Annotated in this window: 17 protein-coding genes and 1 pseudogene; 7 read left to right on the forward strand and 11 right to left on the reverse strand. The window is 48.8% G+C overall.

Going from position 1 to position 15,434, the window contains the following annotated elements:
* Positions 1-34 precede the first annotated feature (34 nt).
* Both BEN74_RS02710 and ftsY read right to left on the reverse strand, forming a co-directional pair.
* Positions 35-721, reverse strand: coding sequence for a nitroreductase family protein (locus BEN74_RS02710; RefSeq protein WP_068912180.1), 687 nt, complete (start codon positions 719-721; stop codon positions 35-37).
* Between the two features lie 175 nt (positions 722-896).
* On the reverse strand, positions 897-2,003 hold the full coding sequence (gene ftsY, locus BEN74_RS02715; protein ID WP_068912199.1) for a signal recognition particle-docking protein FtsY: 1,107 nt from the start codon (positions 2,001-2,003) through the stop codon (positions 897-899).
* Between ftsY and BEN74_RS19235 the strand changes: the two genes are divergently transcribed.
* The 3 genes and pseudogenes from BEN74_RS19235 to BEN74_RS02725 all read left to right on the forward strand — a co-directional run bounded on the left by BEN74_RS19235 (position 2,002) and on the right by BEN74_RS02725 (position 5,178).
* On the forward strand, positions 2,002-2,235 hold the full coding sequence (locus tag BEN74_RS19235) for a hypothetical protein (protein ID WP_162898121.1): 234 nt from the start codon (positions 2,002-2,004) through the stop codon (positions 2,233-2,235). The two genes, ftsY and BEN74_RS19235, sit on opposite strands and share 2 nt — an antisense overlap.
* A pseudogene (locus tag BEN74_RS02720) lies at positions 2,184-3,568 on the forward strand (M16 family metallopeptidase). Before BEN74_RS19235 ends, BEN74_RS02720 begins: the two are co-directional and overlap by 52 nt.
* An 11-nt stretch (positions 3,569-3,579) precedes the next feature.
* Positions 3,580-5,178, forward strand: a complete 1,599-nt coding sequence (locus BEN74_RS02725) for a M16 family metallopeptidase (protein ID WP_228200385.1) — start codon at positions 3,580-3,582, stop codon at positions 5,176-5,178.
* Here the strand turns inward: BEN74_RS02725 and BEN74_RS02730 are convergent.
* Together BEN74_RS02730 and BEN74_RS02735 are read right to left on the reverse strand one after the other, a co-directional pair.
* On the reverse strand, positions 5,102-5,425 hold the full coding sequence (locus BEN74_RS02730) for a hypothetical protein (RefSeq protein WP_068912185.1): 324 nt from the start codon (positions 5,423-5,425) through the stop codon (positions 5,102-5,104). The genes BEN74_RS02725 and BEN74_RS02730 overlap by 77 nt on opposite strands.
* Before the next feature lie 116 nt (positions 5,426-5,541).
* Positions 5,542-5,901, reverse strand: coding sequence for a hypothetical protein (locus BEN74_RS02735; protein WP_068912187.1), 360 nt, complete (start codon positions 5,899-5,901; stop codon positions 5,542-5,544).
* 235 nt (positions 5,902-6,136) lie between these two features.
* Here BEN74_RS02735 and BEN74_RS02740 point away from each other — a divergent pair, with 235 nt between their 5' ends.
* The 4 genes from BEN74_RS02740 (at position 6,137) to BEN74_RS02755 (ending at position 8,990) form a co-directional block, all read left to right on the forward strand.
* A complete protein-coding gene (locus tag BEN74_RS02740; RefSeq protein ID WP_068912190.1) occupies positions 6,137-6,370 on the forward strand; it encodes a hypothetical protein in 234 nt (77 codons plus the stop codon).
* 138 nt (positions 6,371-6,508) lie between these two features.
* Positions 6,509-6,883: a DUF2750 domain-containing protein gene (locus BEN74_RS02745; RefSeq protein ID WP_068912192.1), complete on the forward strand. Its 375-nt coding sequence runs from the start codon at positions 6,509-6,511 to the stop codon at positions 6,881-6,883.
* A 108-nt stretch (positions 6,884-6,991) separates the two neighbouring features.
* Entirely contained in the window at positions 6,992-7,423 is a 432-nt protein-coding gene (locus BEN74_RS02750; protein ID WP_068912195.1) for a CBS domain-containing protein, read from the forward strand.
* Between the two features lie 577 nt (positions 7,424-8,000).
* Positions 8,001-8,990, forward strand: a complete 990-nt coding sequence (locus BEN74_RS02755; RefSeq protein ID WP_119285022.1) for an IS110 family transposase — start codon at positions 8,001-8,003, stop codon at positions 8,988-8,990.
* A 275-nt stretch (positions 8,991-9,265) separates the two neighbouring features.
* On the opposite strand, the gene trpB is transcribed toward BEN74_RS02755, so the two are convergent.
* The 7 genes from trpB to BEN74_RS02790 all read right to left on the reverse strand — a co-directional run bounded on the left by trpB (position 9,266) and on the right by BEN74_RS02790 (position 15,288).
* Positions 9,266-10,474, reverse strand: coding sequence for a tryptophan synthase subunit beta (gene trpB / locus BEN74_RS02760; protein ID WP_068908935.1), 1,209 nt, complete (start codon positions 10,472-10,474; stop codon positions 9,266-9,268).
* A 50-nt stretch (positions 10,475-10,524) separates the two neighbouring features.
* The gene (locus BEN74_RS02765; RefSeq protein ID WP_068908937.1) at positions 10,525-11,712 is read right to left on the reverse strand and encodes a vWA domain-containing protein; all 1,188 of its coding nucleotides are present in this window, start codon (positions 11,710-11,712) and stop codon (positions 10,525-10,527) included.
* Between the two features lie 201 nt (positions 11,713-11,913).
* Positions 11,914-12,357: a hypothetical protein gene (locus tag BEN74_RS02770; RefSeq protein ID WP_162898122.1), complete on the reverse strand. Its 444-nt coding sequence runs from the start codon at positions 12,355-12,357 to the stop codon at positions 11,914-11,916.
* A gap of 69 nt (positions 12,358-12,426) precedes the next feature.
* On the reverse strand, positions 12,427-13,278 hold the full coding sequence (locus BEN74_RS02775) for an AAA family ATPase (RefSeq protein ID WP_068908942.1): 852 nt from the start codon (positions 13,276-13,278) through the stop codon (positions 12,427-12,429).
* 21 nt (positions 13,279-13,299) lie between these two features.
* Positions 13,300-13,683 carry a hypothetical protein gene (locus BEN74_RS02780; protein ID WP_068908944.1) on the reverse strand — a complete coding sequence of 128 codons (384 nt, stop codon included), beginning with the start codon at positions 13,681-13,683 and terminating at the stop codon, positions 13,300-13,302.
* A 21-nt stretch (positions 13,684-13,704) separates the two neighbouring features.
* Complete coding sequence (locus tag BEN74_RS02785; protein WP_068908946.1) at positions 13,705-14,013, reverse strand: YcgL domain-containing protein; 309 nt, start codon at positions 14,011-14,013, stop codon at positions 13,705-13,707.
* A gap of 129 nt (positions 14,014-14,142) precedes the next feature.
* Positions 14,143-15,288 (reverse strand): ribonuclease D, encoded by a 1,146-nt coding sequence (locus BEN74_RS02790; RefSeq protein ID WP_068908948.1) that lies wholly within the window; start codon positions 15,286-15,288, stop codon positions 14,143-14,145.
* Between the last annotated feature and the right edge of the window lie 146 nt (positions 15,289-15,434).

The raw sequence follows: 15,434 nt of genomic DNA on the forward strand, positions 1-15,434 counted from the left end.
AAAACGGCATTTTAATGCCGCTTGTTGATGCTGATTAAGCATATATTCTGAACCGGTCCTGATCTTCCGGCTCTTCTTTTTCCTGCACAGGGCCTTCAATAGAACCGAAGACCAGCTGCGCCCTCATCAGCCAGCTTTTCTCAATGCCGAAATAGTCAGCGACCGCTGTGTCAACCGCAGGATTATAATGCTGCAGGGAAGCGCCCAAGCCGGAATCTGCCAGCGAAGTCCAAGCCGCAAACTGCGCCATGCCCGAAGTTTGTTCAGACCATACCGGGAAATCCGCCGCGCTGAACGGCACCTGTTTCTGAAGTTTATGAATGACGTCCTGATCCTCATAAAACAGCACCGTGCCAAAAGCATGAGCGCATTGATCAATCTTCATTTCCACGCCTTCAAAAACCGCGATGGGCACATTTCTTTTCTGTATGTCTTTTACAATGTCCCAAAAGTGCTGATGCGACTCGCCGAACAGCACCACAATGCGCGTACTTTGCGAGTTATAGGCCGACGGGCAGCTGCGCACTGATTCCTGAATCAGCTCGGCAATATAGGCCTGGCTGTAATGAACTTTTTTCCCCAATTCATAAATGCTGCGGCGCTTTTTCAGCTGATCGACAAAGGTGATCTCAAACGGCGCATCCGCCTGCTTTTTTTTAAATTTGAAATCTTTGGTCAAATCCGCAGTCAGAACATGACCAATCTTATTTAATAACGCCACAACAGATTCCCTAAAGCCAACACTGGCTAAAACAGCAAATAATTTTCCTTATTCTAATCAACTTAAAGCAGGGCGTCTGAACTGTTAAGTTTTTACATGACGGTTTTTAAATCAACCAATTGGCCTAAAAACAACAAACTCCGCACTTGGCGGAGTTTGTGTGAGTTGTCACGCACTATTGCTTTTCAGTCTCAAACAGCGCTGCGACAAATGACTTTGCAGAGAATGGGCGCAAGTCATCAATTTTTTCACCCACGCCGATAAAGCGGATCGGCACATGGGTGCGGCTGGCAATATTGAACAGCACGCCGCCTTTGGCCGTGCCGTCCAGCTTGGTAATGGTGATGCCGGTCAGGCCAACCGCCTCATCAAATACTTCGACCTGATTGATTGCATTTTGGCCGGTTCCTGCATCAACCACCAGCATCACTTCATGCGGCGCGGTTGCATCAATTTTCTGCATCACGCGCTTCACTTTGGTCAGCTCCTGCATCAGGTTGCTCTTGTTATGCAGGCGGCCTGCCGTATCCGCGATCAAGACATCTACGCCTTTGGCGCGGGCGCTTTCAAAAGCATCAAAAATAACCGATGCGCTGTCTGCGCCATGGCCCTGCGCAACCACCGCAATATTGTTGCGCTCACCCCAAATCTGCAGCTGCTCTGTGGCCGCCGCGCGGAAAGTGTCGCCGGCAGCCAGCATGACTTTCTTGCCTTCGCCCTGCAGGCGTTTGGCCAGCTTGCCAATGGTTGTGGTTTTGCCCACGCCGTTCACGCCCACTACTAAAATCACATAAGGGTTTTTGTTCGGGTCAATATGCAGGGGCTTAACCCGCGGCGCCAGCAGCGCAACCAGCTCTTCCTGAAGCGCTTTATACAGCGAATGCGAGTAAATTAAGTCGCCGCGCGCAGTGCGCTCGGTCAAATTCGCAATAATGGTTTTAGTCGCCTCTACACCGATATCGGCAACCAGAAGCTGCTCTTCGACTTCTTCCAGCAATTCATCATCAATTTCTTTACCGCCGATGAGGATATTCACCATGCCGTCAGTAAAGTTTCTGCGGGTTTTAGTCAGCCCGTCTTTCATTCGCCCGAAGAAACCGCCTTTAGATGGAGCTTCTTCCGGCTGCGCTTCTGATGCTACAGGCTCAGGAACCGCAGTTTGCTCTTTTGGAGCGTCCACTATTGGCACATTTACCGCAGGTAAGCTCGGTAATGTGACATCATCATCTCCGATATCAGCATCAATCAAAAAATTATTCTGCCCATTAGATTGCTGTTGCATGCCGAATCCTTTGAAAAGCATTGCGTTAAAAAATGCGATTCTAGCACAAGTTCTTTATTTTTGGCTTTGCCGGATTGCGCCAAGCGTCAGCGCGCCAAAAAAACAGCTGACTGCGCTTGCGTTCACCCCGCAGTTTCTTAAGAATAGTGCTGAATACCTGCACTATGCTTTGCATTTGGAATGCCTGTGTCCACAACTAAAATTCAGCCGCCTTCATTTTCAAGAGCGATAAAACAGCGCATTTTGCCTGCGGGCGTAATCATATTAAGCATCATCAGTTCATTTGCCCATGCGGAAGCGCGCGCCACCTTTGAAACCACGCTTGCAAACGGCTTAAAGGTGATTATCCGCGAAGATCACCGTTCGCCCATGGTGATGACGCAAATCTGGTACAAAGTCGGCAGCAGCGATGAATCCGGCAATATTTTAGGCATTTCCCATGTGCTGGAGCACATGATGTTCAAAGGCACCAGCAAGGTGCCTAATAATGAATTCACCCGCCTCAGCCGCATTTACGGCGGCAGCGTCAACGCTTCTACCTACACCAATTACACCAGCTATTATCAGCTGTATCCTAAAGCCTATTTTCCGCTGGCGCTGGAACTGGAAGCCGACCGCATGAGCAATCTGCTGCTGCGCCAGCAGGACTTTGCGCCGGAAATTAAGGTGGTGATGGAAGAGCGCCGGCTGCGCACCGATGACAGCCCGCGCACGCTGGCATTTGAGCGCTTCAAATGGATGGCTTACCCGACCAGCCCTTACCGCCAGCCGGTAGTTGGCTATATGAAGAACCTGCAAAACATTCAGCTGCCCGATCTGCAGAAATGGTACAAGGACTGGTATGCGCCGAATAACGCAGTTTTGGTAATTGCCGGAGATGTCGACACAGCCACCGCGCTGCTTCAGGTGCAGAAATACTTTGGCGATGTACCTGCCAGAAAGACTCCGCCACGCAATGATGTTCTGGAATTTGAGCGCATCGGCTACCGACATATGGAAATCAGCTCAGCGGTGCAGGTGCCAAACCTGTACATGGCGTGGAATGCGCCCTCCCTCGCCACAGCTGAAAATCCGCAAGACGCGTATGCGCTGAACACTATCCGCAGCCTGCTGGACAGCGGCATTTCTTCGCGCCTGCAAGACCGCCTGGTGCGCCAAAAGCAGATCATTACCGCCTTAAGCGTGTCTTATGACCCGTACAGCCGCGGCGGCAGCTTATTCAGCATTTCCGCCTTGCCGGCTGAAGGCATTTCAATGCAGGCGGCGCAGCAGGCCATTCAGGCGGAAATTGACCTGCTAAAACTGAACTGATTGAGCCGCAGGAAGCTGCGCGCATTTCCGCCAAGTTTATTTCCGGCCTGATTTACAGTCAGGACGATATTGCCGGACAGGCCAGAATGATCGGCAATCTTGAGGTCAACGGCCTGAGCCACCGCCTGATGGACGAACTGCCAAAACGCTATGAAAATGTCAGCCCGCAGGATATTCAGCGCGCCGCCAAGGCTTATTTTGTCAAAGACAATTTAAGCACGCTCTATCTTTCACCTGAAGCGCCAGCAAAATAATGGATGGCTCTATGCAGAAAATTCCAGCTGTACTTTTTATTGCAGCAGCGCTGGCATGCGCTCCGGCCAGTTTTGCAGAGCAAGCTGACAGCTATTTAAGCGCCGAACCCGATATCAATGACAGGCCTAGCCAGCTCCAGTCCATTCCGTTGCTGCAGAGCCTGAGAAATATCAATCAGCAGCAGGACTACCGCCCGCCTGATGTGCATGACCTGAAAAACCGCTATGGCGTGCGCACGCTGTTTGTTGAGGCGCAGGACTTGCCGATGGTGGATATCCAGCTGACGTTCAATGCCGGCTCTGCGCGCGATCAGGAAATTGGCGCAGGCTTATACGGCCTTGCCAATACGGCGGCCAAACTGATGGATGAAGGCACAGAAAAATACAGCGCCAATCAGATTGCCGGCGCGTTTGAACAGGCCGGCGCGCAGTTCAGCCTGCAGGCGCACAGGGATATGTTTATTGTCCGGCTGCGGGTGCTGTCCGACCCGCAAAAGCTTAAGCCCGCCATAACCATGATGATGGAAGTGCTGAACCATGCCTCCTTCAAAAACAGCAGCATCAATATGGCGCTCAGCAACACTCAGGTCGGGCAAAAACAGCTGAAAGAAAACCCCGGCAGCTTAATGAGCATCCGCTTTTACCGTGCAGTCTACGGCAGTCATCCTTATGCGCAGCCGGTCACCGGAACCAACGGCAGCCTGAAAAAAATCACCTCAGAGCATCTTAAGCAGTTCCGCGACAAGTTTATTGTGGCGCAGAATATGAATATCGCCATCACCGGAAAGCTTTCCGCCAAAGAAGCCAGCGCGCTGGCAGAGCGCATTGCCGGCCAGTTAAAGCAGGGTAAAAAAGCCCAGCCTTTGGCCAGCCCGCAAGCCAAAACAGCGCTGAATATTATTGCCATGCCTTACCATTCCGCGCAGGCGCATGTGATGTTCGGGCAGCTGGGCACGACCCGCAATGACCCTGACCGTCTGGCGCTTGAAGTCGCCAACCGCATGTTTGGCGGCAGCAGCTTCAACTCCGTGCTGATGCAGGAATTGCGCGTCAAGCGCGGCTATACCTATGGCGCGTACAGCGCTTTCTCCTTCAGCCAGGCGCCGGGCATTTTCAATTTCAGCTATTCCACCCGCCAAGACCAGCTGATGGACAGCATTAAGGTCGCGCATAAAGCGCTTGCAGACTTTGTGCAAAAGCCGATTGACCGCGGGCAACTGGAAGAAACCAAAGCTGGCATGCTGCGCGCCTATCCAAACACCTACAGCAGCAACGCGGCAACCAATGCGCAATTAGGCCTGCTGGGCTTTTACAATCACCCAGCAGACTATTTAGCGCAGTACCCGCAGCGCCTGGAAAAAATCACAGCTGAAGATGTGCAAAATGCCGTGCGCAGGCACCTGCATCCAGATCAAATGACGCTGGTTGTGGTCAGCACGGCATTGGACAAAGCCGGCTTGGAAGCTATTTTGCAGGATAATCTGCGGGCTGAACCCGGCAATCCAGCGGATCCGGCATCAGGCGCTGCGCCGCTTAAGACTGCTCCTCAGTCCACGCCGGAAGCTGATGCGCCCGCGCAGCCTCAAAATGATAGGCCTGCATCAATTTAAGGTATTGGCCCGTGCTGACTTCAGGCTGACGGCTCAGCAAAATTGCAAGATCCTGCGACTCAGGACAGTTCTGCTGTTCGGAAATTTCCAGCACAGCATGAAACTGCTGAACAGATATCGGGCGCTTTAGGGCAATAAATGCAAAGCTAATAATGAGCAGGATGATCAGGCTTGCCAAGAGATTGTAAAGCTGCTCCAGCTTTACTTTGGATTTGATTTGAAGAATTTTTTCTAAGCCAATAGACATACACTACCTCGAATTCAAAGTAGTGTATGACTGCTATTCAAGAAGTTCAAGTCAGGCTGCTTAATTCTCATGCACTCCGCCGTCCACGCGGCTGCGCTGCCTGAAAAGCGCTTTGGCTAACGCATCGCGCTTTGAATCACGGCAAAATATAAAATCATAGCGATAATCGCCAAGACCAGAAACACCGCAAAAACGCTTACACCGCCTTCCGCATCCGCAGGATGCAGATCGTCTTCATCGGCTGTGCGGAGCAGCTCTCCATTGTACATTTCGTAAAATTTTTCACGCTGCGCCTCATTCAGCTCACGGGTGAAATCATAAACCCGCTTGCGCTGCGCTAGACCGAAATCACCCAAATGAATTTCCTGATGAAAAATCGCCTCATCCAGATTTTGGCGGTGCAAATGCGCCAGCGCCACAATCTGATCTGCCGTAGGAGGCATATCAAAGTTCAAACCATCCAGAGTTCTTGTCATAATATTTCTCCTTCCTGTTAACATATTCTTATCTAAATATATTAATCAAAATTTTATCTGATCATTGTTTAATCATGTAAACTGCGTTTTATGGACAAACCTTTTAAATTTATGTTGACATTTCAACTTATTTGTAATATTACTTTAACAATACCTAACTAATATTAGTTATTGATAGGTCGAAATAGGCACCTGTCCGATGTGATCATAATTAGAATAAGGAGTTTAATTTAATATGATGCAGCAAATCTCTCAGCATGACTTAGAACATGTATATGCAAATGCAGTAAATACCATTCAATCTCAAATGAACTTTGTAGACGCGGTAAAAGAATTGGAAGAAGCGGCGCGCGCAGGCCACGGCAAAGCGGCGATGTTTCTTGCAGAACTGTATTATCAAGGCTTCCGTGTAGAGCGGGACTCATATAAAGCGCAGTACTGGCAGAAAATGGCCACAATGCAAGCATAAGCAAACGTCACCTAGGTGGCGTTTTTTAATGCCTGCAGATTCAGCATAAATATTTACTTACGATTTTCTGCAAAGCTTACACAGTAATTTAACCTGAGTTTTTTAAAATAGAGAAAACGATAGCAGCGAATAGACACAATGTCACAAATTAATCATTTTCAGCCTATCTCCAAAGATCTTTTCTTTAAGATTAATATTTTAAAAACAATGATGTACTGCGGTGTTCTATGGGGCCTGTACCATGATGGCTGGGCCATGACCAAAGACGGAGATGATTTTGTGTTTCCATTTTGGCTCAATGGCCTGCAGGCGCATAAATACGCCAAAAAGCACTGGCCCAGCTACACACCGAAAAGAATCACCCCTAAAGATTTTGAAACCGCGCTGCTGCCGACCTTAACGCGCTTAAAGGTGACGCCGGCGCTCTGCAACTCCAGCAACCAGAAACTGAAACTGACCACCCTGCAAATGCGCCATTTCTTTTTCTCCGCGCCAAAACTGCGCTATGCATAAAGATTATGGAGTTTATAAATAGCTAAAAATAGTGAACGCCGCAGTATTTGCTTTTTTTACAATTCACGCTAATTTAAAACAAATAATAACTTTAAGGGACAGACGAAAATGACCACCGTTGCTCAAGTATTACAGGACAAACCGCAGCAAGCCGTATATACCATTGCGCCGGATGCAACGGTATTGGAAGCGATCTCCCTGATGGCGGAAAAAGGCATAGGCGCCCTGATTGTGACGCAGGAAGATGCAGTTGTTGGGATTCTGTCCGAGCGCGACTACACGCGCAAAGTTGCGCTGATGGAGCGCTCTTCTTTCAGCACAACAGTCAATGAAATTATGACCGCAAAAGTGCTGACCATCACCCGCTCAGCCACTGTTGAAGACTGTCTGGAACTGATGACAGACAAGCATTTGCGCCATCTGCCTATTGTTGAAAAGAACAAGCTGATTGGCCTAATCTCTATTGGCGACTTAGTCAAAGCCGCCATGGAAGACCAGAAGAAGCTGATTGACCAGCTGCAGCAGTATATTTCCGGATGATGCTTTCAGCCCTTTACATCGCTAAAGGGCTTTAATTTATACACAAAATCCACAATGTAATGACAATGAAATTGCTTTTGCATTCCAGCTTCAACTCATTTACAGCATCAAAGCCGTATAGCGCAAATCACTAATAGCCAGCTCGCAAAAAAATCCCAGCAGAACGCTGGGATTTTCCTAAACGACTCCGCAAAAAGAACCTTAACTTCCAGCCTCCTAGGCCTTTGAGCAATATAAACTTCGGATACGCGAGTGCGGCATGGATGCCGCACGTTGCCCATCCTTGCGCTGCATTTTAAAGCAGTGCTTAAAACTGGCTCAGGACGCCGTGTATGGGCAACAAAAGACTTTTGCTACTTGTATCTTAACTCACATAGTGATTAGCTCTCACTATACGCAAACAGCAGAGTTTGGTTGTTTACTAAAACTTAAAGTTTGACCCAAAGATAAAACCTGCTGTTTGCCCTGACCGCCTGCACAACTCTGGACGGTAACTAAGCACCTCGATGCTGGATTCGCAAGAAAAGACGGCGGTTATGCTGAAAAAAATAATTGAATAAATAAGGCAGGTAAGATTATGTTTTATCTCGGTATTGATGTTGCCAAAGCTAAAATTGACTGCTGTCTGATTTTAGAAGATTCTGCAGGCAAAAAGAAAACCAAAACCTTTCCGAATACGCCCAAAGGCTTTGAGCAGCTTCAGGCCTGGCTGAATCATCATGCTGCAGGCCCTGCGCAGACCATCGCCTTAATGGAAGCCACTTCTGTCTATCATGAACGCTTGGCTGGATATTTATTTGATGCAGGCTGTCGAGTCTGTGTGGCGAATCCCGCCAGAGCCCGGTATTTTGCTCAGAGCATGTCCAGGCTGAATAAGACAGACAAAGCTGACAGTGAAGTTCTGGCCCGGTTTGCGATGACTGCTGATCTGCATTTTTGGCAGCCTCTGCCCGGACATATTCAACTGCTGAACGCTTTGCTGGATCGAAGGGCTGTGCTTGGTGAAGATCTGCAGCGTGAAGAAAACCGTCTGGAAAAAGCGGAGTCTGCCTTCACGATAGAACCGGTACTTCAGTCAACCCATAAGAATATTAAGCAGTTAAGCAGGCACATTCAGGATCTCGACCGGCAGATTGATGGCCACATTGATCAGAATCCTGATTTAAAAAATGACAAGGCGCTGCTCAGCAGTATTCCGGCCATTGCAGACCGGACAAGTTTATTAATGCTCAGCTTCTTGCGCAGCCATGCTTTTGAAAGGGCAAGCCAGGCGGCCGCCTTTGCCGGCCTGGTGCCCATTCAAAGGCAGTCGGGCAGCTCCATTCACGGCAGGAGCCGCCTATCCAAAGCCGGCTCTTCGAAAATACGCGCCGGCTTATATATGGCGGCCATTGTCGCAACCCGGCATAATCCCCACATAAAGGGGATGAATGACAGGCTGCTGGCCAATGGCAAAACCAAGATGATGGCGGTTGGCGCTGCGATGAGGAAGCTGATTCATCTGTGTTATGGCGTACTCAAGCACCAGCGGCCTTATCAGGAGAATTATTGCGCAAATTCTCAATAATCCTCTTGACGCCTGAGACGGTATCTTTGGGGCTTTCCAAAGTAAGATCTTGCCTGCGCAAAGGCATTGAAACTTTTAAAGCAAAAATGAGGCAGTGCAAGCATCATCGTTAAAATTGCCGAAATAGTTAACTCGACTAAAATCCAGAGCAATCATATTTTATGCGCAATACAGACTTTAGCATTTAGCTATAGCGCAAATCATCAATAACCCACCCGCAAAAAAATCCCAGCGGAACGCCGGGATTTTCCTAAACGCTTAAAGCGCTTGCAGATTTAGTTCAGGCCCAGTTTGGCTGCCACATAATCCGCATCCTTATCGCCGCGGCCAGAAACATTCACCACAACTTTAACGTCTTTTGAAAGTTTCGGTGCTTCGCGCAATGCCCATGCCACCGCATGCGAGCTTTCCAGCGCCGGCACAATCCCTTCCACACGCGACAAGGTCATGAAGGCATCCAGACATTCCTGATCGGTTGCCGTAGTGTATTCCACACGGCCTAAATCCTTCAATAAGCTGTGCTGCGGGCCTACCCCCGGATAGTCCAGGCCGGAAGCAATTGAATGCACCGGCAAAGGCTCGCCCTGCTCATCTTCCAGCACATAGCAGGCCATGCCGTGAATTTGGCTAGGCTTGCCCAAAGTCAGCGTTGCAGAATGCATATCTGTATCCAGGCCATGCCCGGCAGGCTCAACGCCAATCAGCTTCACATCCGCATCATTTAAAAAGGCCGTAAATGCGCCCAGCGCATTTGAACCGCCGCCGACGCAGGCCACCACATAGTCCGGATTGGCGCCAAAGCGCGCATTGGCCTGAACTTTAATTTCATCGCCAATAATCGCCTGAAAATCCCGCACCATCATTGGGAATGGATGCGGGCCAACCACTGAACCGATGGCGTAGATAAAGTTTTGCGGATCTTTCAGGTATTCTTCAAAGGCGCTGTCTACCGCATCCTTCAAGGTGGCCGTGCCGCGGGTGACTGCTATCAGCTTTGCACCCAGGATTTTCATTTTTACGACGTTAGGATGCTCTTTTTCAATATCCACCTGGCCCATATGAATTTCACACGGAATGCCCACCAAAGCGCAGGCAGTCGCCAAGGCCACGCCATGCTGGCCCGCGCCGGTTTCCGCAATAACCTTGGTTTTACCCATGTACTTTGCCAGCAAAGCCTCGCCCAGGCAGTGATTGATTTTATGCGCACCCGTGTGGTTCAAGTCTTCACGCTTTAAATAGATTTGCGCGCCGCCCAGCTGCTCAGACAAACGCTTTGCATAAAACAGCGGGCTTGGACGGCCGACATAGTTCGCAAACAGATCTTTCAGCTCATTTTGAAATTCCGCCGTGTGGCGGATCTGCTCATAAGCCGTGTTAATGTCATCCATCGCCTGCTTTAAATCCGGCGGAATAAATTGGCCGCCATAGGCGCCAAAAAAGCCTTCTTCATTGGGCAATGCAATGCCATTAATCTGATGATCCATTTTTATCCCCTTGCTGAAATTAACGCCGCCTAATATAGCGCATATCGTTTTTAGCGCGCTAAATATTTAGTCATATCCTCAATGCCTTTTAAGGTCATTGGGAACATATGATTTTCAAAAATCTGCTTAATCAAGCCAATGCTGTGCGTGTAGTGCCAATAGCTTTCTTCTTCAGGATTCAGCCACGCGGTTTTATCAAAATGCTGGCGCAAGCGCTGCAGCCAAACCTGCCCGGATTCATCATTCATATATTCGACCGAACCGCCCACAGAACTGACTTCATACGGCGCCATGCTGGCATCGCCGACCACAATTACGCGGTAGTCCCGCCCGTAGGTATTGAACAGATCCCATGTATTCATGCGGGTATTGGAGCGACGGATATTGTCTTTCCAAACATAGTCATACAGGCAGTTATGGAAATAAAAATATTCCAGGGTTTTAAACTCGGTCTTGGCCGCGCTGAACAGCTTTTCGCACTGGGCGATATGCGAATCCATTGAACCGCCGACATCAAACAGCATCAAGACTTTAATGCGGTTGCGCCGTTCCGGCACCAGCTGCACATCCAGAATGCCCTGCTTGGCCGTTTCGCGGATGGTGCCGTCGATATCCAGCTCCTCGGCGGCGCCTTGGCGCGCAAATTTGCGCAAGCGGCGCAGCGCCATTTGCATCTGGCGGCTGCCCAGAATCTGATCATCATCCAGATTGCGGTATTGGCGCTGTTCCCAGACTTTAACGGCAGATTTTTTCCGCCCCGGCCCGCCAATGCGCACACCTTCAGGATGGTCGCCATAGGCGCCGAACGGCGATGTGCCGCCGGTGCCGATCATGCGGTTGCCGCCCTGATGCTTTTTATGCTGTTCGCGCAGGCGCTCTTCCAGCATTTTCATCAGCTCTTCCAGCGAACCGGCTTTTTTCAGCTCTTCGCGCTGCTCCGGCGTCAGGTGCTTTTCCAGCAGCTCTAAATCAAACCAGTCTTTCGGCAGCTTATGCACCTGATTCAGCAACTCATCCAAATCAAAGGTGGAAATCCCGTCAAAATAATCCTTCATGGCGCGGTCAAATTTGTCAAAGTAACGCTCATCCTTGACCATGACTGTTTTTGCCAGCTGATAGAACTCATCCTGATCTGCAAAAACCAAACCCGCCGCAACAGCCTCATTGAGATCAATCAGTTCACGCGTAGAGACGGGTACGCCGTATTTTCTTAAGGTATAAAACAGCCGCACAAACATAGGCGAATAAAGTCCAATAAAAATTTAATATTTAGGAGGTCAATTCCAGCATGATTGCATGATCTTGTTATTTCATCTGCAACCGTCTAATGCCTTTTCGCGGTTCCCATTATGGAAAAATGAACCCTGCAAGTAAAGCCAAAAGCATTTACTCAAAGTTCATCTCCAGTTTAATTAGGGGTAAAAATACTTAATTCAAACTCAATCCGGCATACAGGGATAATCTGTATCCTTAAGCGTTTGCTTGAGTAATTCATATTGCGCTTTAAACGCTTTAGCTTCCTGCTGCAATTTCTCTATCGGCACAGATTTGCTAAAGCCTTGAGCCTTCCTGTAGCGCAAAAAATTCTCAAAGTTTGCGATAACGAAATTGTAGTACTTAAGTTCATGCTGCTTTGAAAGGCATTCCTTTTGCTGGATGGCTTGCTGAGCGGCAGGATGCTCCATGTGTTCCTTCAATTTTTCTTCAAGTTGATATCTTGCCACTTGCGCCCAATAGCCATCCTGCAGGATTTGAGTATGCATTTGCTCAAAGGCCTGTTCATCCATTGCATAGCTTGATGTGCAGATGCACAGCAAGGAAGAAAAGAAACTTAACGGCATTCTCTTGGCGCTATGTTTTAATCGAAACAGCTTAAACACCATGATGTCTTCCCTATTTTGCACTCGACAAAATAAAAGCCGGGCAAACCGGCTTTTACAAATTTATCTGGATCAGCGGCGTGACATAAAGGCCAGGCGCTCCAGCAGCTGCACATCCTGCTCATTCTTAATCAGCGCGCCGTACAGCGGCGGAATAGACTTGGATTTATCGGTATTGCGCAGAATATCTTCAGGCATATCATCCGCCATCAGCAGGCTCAGCCAGTCAATCAGCTCGGAAGTTGACGGCGGCTTTTTCAGGCCCGGGATCTGACGCAGCTTAAAGAACACCTGCAGCGCTTCCGACACCAGCGATGCGGAAATATTCTCGAAATGCACATCGATAATTTCACGCATGGTCGCTTCATTCGGGAATTCAATATAATGGAAGAAGCAGCGGCGCAGGAAGGCATCCGGCAGCTCTTTCTCATTATTTGAGGTAATGATCACAATCGGGCGCTGCACCGCAGTAACGGTTTCACCGGTTTCATACACATAGAACGACATTTTGTCGAGTTCATGCAGCAAGTCGTTTGGAAATTCAATATCCGCCTTATCAATCTCATCAATCAATAAAACGCAGCGCTCTTCACTGCTGAATGCTTCCCACAATTTACCCGGCTTAATGTAGTTTTTAATGTCATATACCCGGTCATCGCCCAGCTGGCTGTCGCGCAGGCGCGAAACGGCATCGTACTCATACAGGCCCTGCTGCGCCTTAGTGGTGGACTTGATGTGCCAGGTAATCAGCTTCAGGCCCAAACTTTGCGCGACCTGCTCGGCCAGCAGCGTTTTACCTGTACCCGGCTCGCCCTTAACCAGAAGCGGCTTCTGCAGGCTGCGGGCCGCCTTTACGGCAAGCTTTAAACTATCAGTCGCAATGTACTGATCTGTACCAGAAAATTGTTGAGCATCGGCAGACATATGAAACCTTATTTTTCTACTTTAAAGTGGTGAGCTTTTTTTGCTGACTGAAATCTGAGTTTTGTTTGCAGTGTATTTTGACCAGAAGTAGCCAAGGACTAAACCAATGCCGGTCACAAATAAAATTAAGGATAAATTCAGCCAGACCAGCGGCTGGTCTTTGGTCAGCATGCCAAACAGCATGCCAAAGATGGCCGGCGCGATAGAAGCATTGGCGCCTTCGGAAACTGTCGGGGTCAGCAAAACCGCAAACACGACAATCCATGAAATGCCGCCAGCCGGCTTAGGCAGGCGCTTTGCAACCGCATACCAGCACGCCAGAATAATCAGGCTTCCCGCAAGATAAACCGTGATTGCAATGCTATCTTCAGGAATTGAGTCCAATACAGCCCATAAACTATTCATTCCGCAACTCCTGAATGGATCTTATGCACCGCGCAGGCCTTCCGGCGCCACGGCATTAGGATTGATCAGGCCTTCTGGAGGCATTTGCAGGAAAAAGCCTTTGGTCTGAATTGAATCAATAACATGCATTACATTTGCGCGCGCCAGCTTGCGCGCTTCTGTTAATTCCAAGTGCATTACAAACGCTGCGCGGCCGAACGCTGCGCGGACAGGCTCTGACAGAACATCTAAAGGATTGAATTCTTCAGCTTCATTTTCATTGGCGGCAGGACGGGCAACATAAAGATACATTTCATCTTTTTTGCTCGATTTGTAGATAGAACAATGCATTTTGAATCAGTACTCATAAAACTCAAGGCAAAGCATACATCAAAAAAAAGACAGATACATTAGCGATGATTAACGCATCAGTCGTGAATTGGTATAAATGCTAAATCTTTAAGCAATTTTGAGCAGATTTTATTCCATCACTTTCATTTGCTTAGACAGGTAAGACTCATCTGAATGCAGCACATCAATCAGCGGCTTGGTCAGCATGTCATAGCGCCAGCCCAGCAGATAGCCCGGCAAGTCCTGCTCATCATTATGGAACACCACATGCTGATACAGCGCACTCAGCCACTTCTTGCGCATCAGCACTTCTTTCGGCACGGCGGTTTCTTCTGAGATATTCTGAATGACCGCTTCGACCCGGTCAGCAATTTCGCTGGATGAATGGCGGATTGGGCGCGCCATGCGCAGCGGCCAGTCTGCCTGCTGTTCAGGCAGGTACTTCAGCAGATCCAGAATGGTTTTGCCATGCTCGCGCACAATATTCGGACGGATGCCTTTAACTGCGCTGAGCTGGAAATGATTGCGCGGATTTTTTTCCACCAGATCCTGCATGGTGGCATTTTTCAGGATAAAGCTGCGCGGCTGATTCAAAGCCTTCACCATTTGCTCGCGCCATACCGCCAGCTGCTGCAGCTGCATCAGCTGCCTGCGTGAATTGCGGTAATTACCGACGTCCTGATACAGCATGGAAACCGGCGTTTCTTCGCCAATTTCCTGCGTTAAATTGCGGCAGTCTTCCAGCACGCAGTCCAGCAGGCGCTTGGCGCTCAATTCCGCTTTGACTTTATCGGACAGCTGCATTAAATAATGCACATCGTTGGCTGCATACATCAGCTGTTCCGGCGTTAACGGGCGCGCCAGCCAGTCTGAACGGGTCTGGTCTTTTTCAATATCAACATCCAGCATGCTTTTTAAGGCGTTCTGGTAGCTGACCTGCAGGCCATGCCCTAAGAATGACATGCCGACCTGGGTGTCAAATACGTTTTCCAGAGTTTTATGCTGCGCATAATGATAGATTAAATCGATATCTTCACTGCAGGCATGAAAGACATTCTGCTGCGCCTTAAACAGCCTGTTCCAGAAATCCGTCAGATCCAGCGCGGCGCCGTCCAGCAAATACACCTGTTCATTCACATTGATCTGGAATACGCCTAATTTCGGCCACAGGGTATCGACCTTGATGAACTCGGTATCCAGTCCGTAAACGGGACTTTGATCCATAAGGCTGAGTACGTTTTGCAAGTCTTGCTGATGATGAATAAATTGGTACATAACTGCGGAGTCAATAGCTAGATGCTCTTTCCGCTATATTAACCGATATATAATAATTATCGATAAAAAATTAAGTATATTCACTATATATTTTCGATTATAGTTATATTTCAAGCTAAAAAATGCTTTTACTAATATATAAAAAC

Origin of the sequence: Acinetobacter sp. WCHAc010034, assembly GCF_001696615.3 — a bacterium.
Classification (GTDB): Bacteria; Pseudomonadota; Gammaproteobacteria; order Pseudomonadales; family Moraxellaceae; genus Acinetobacter.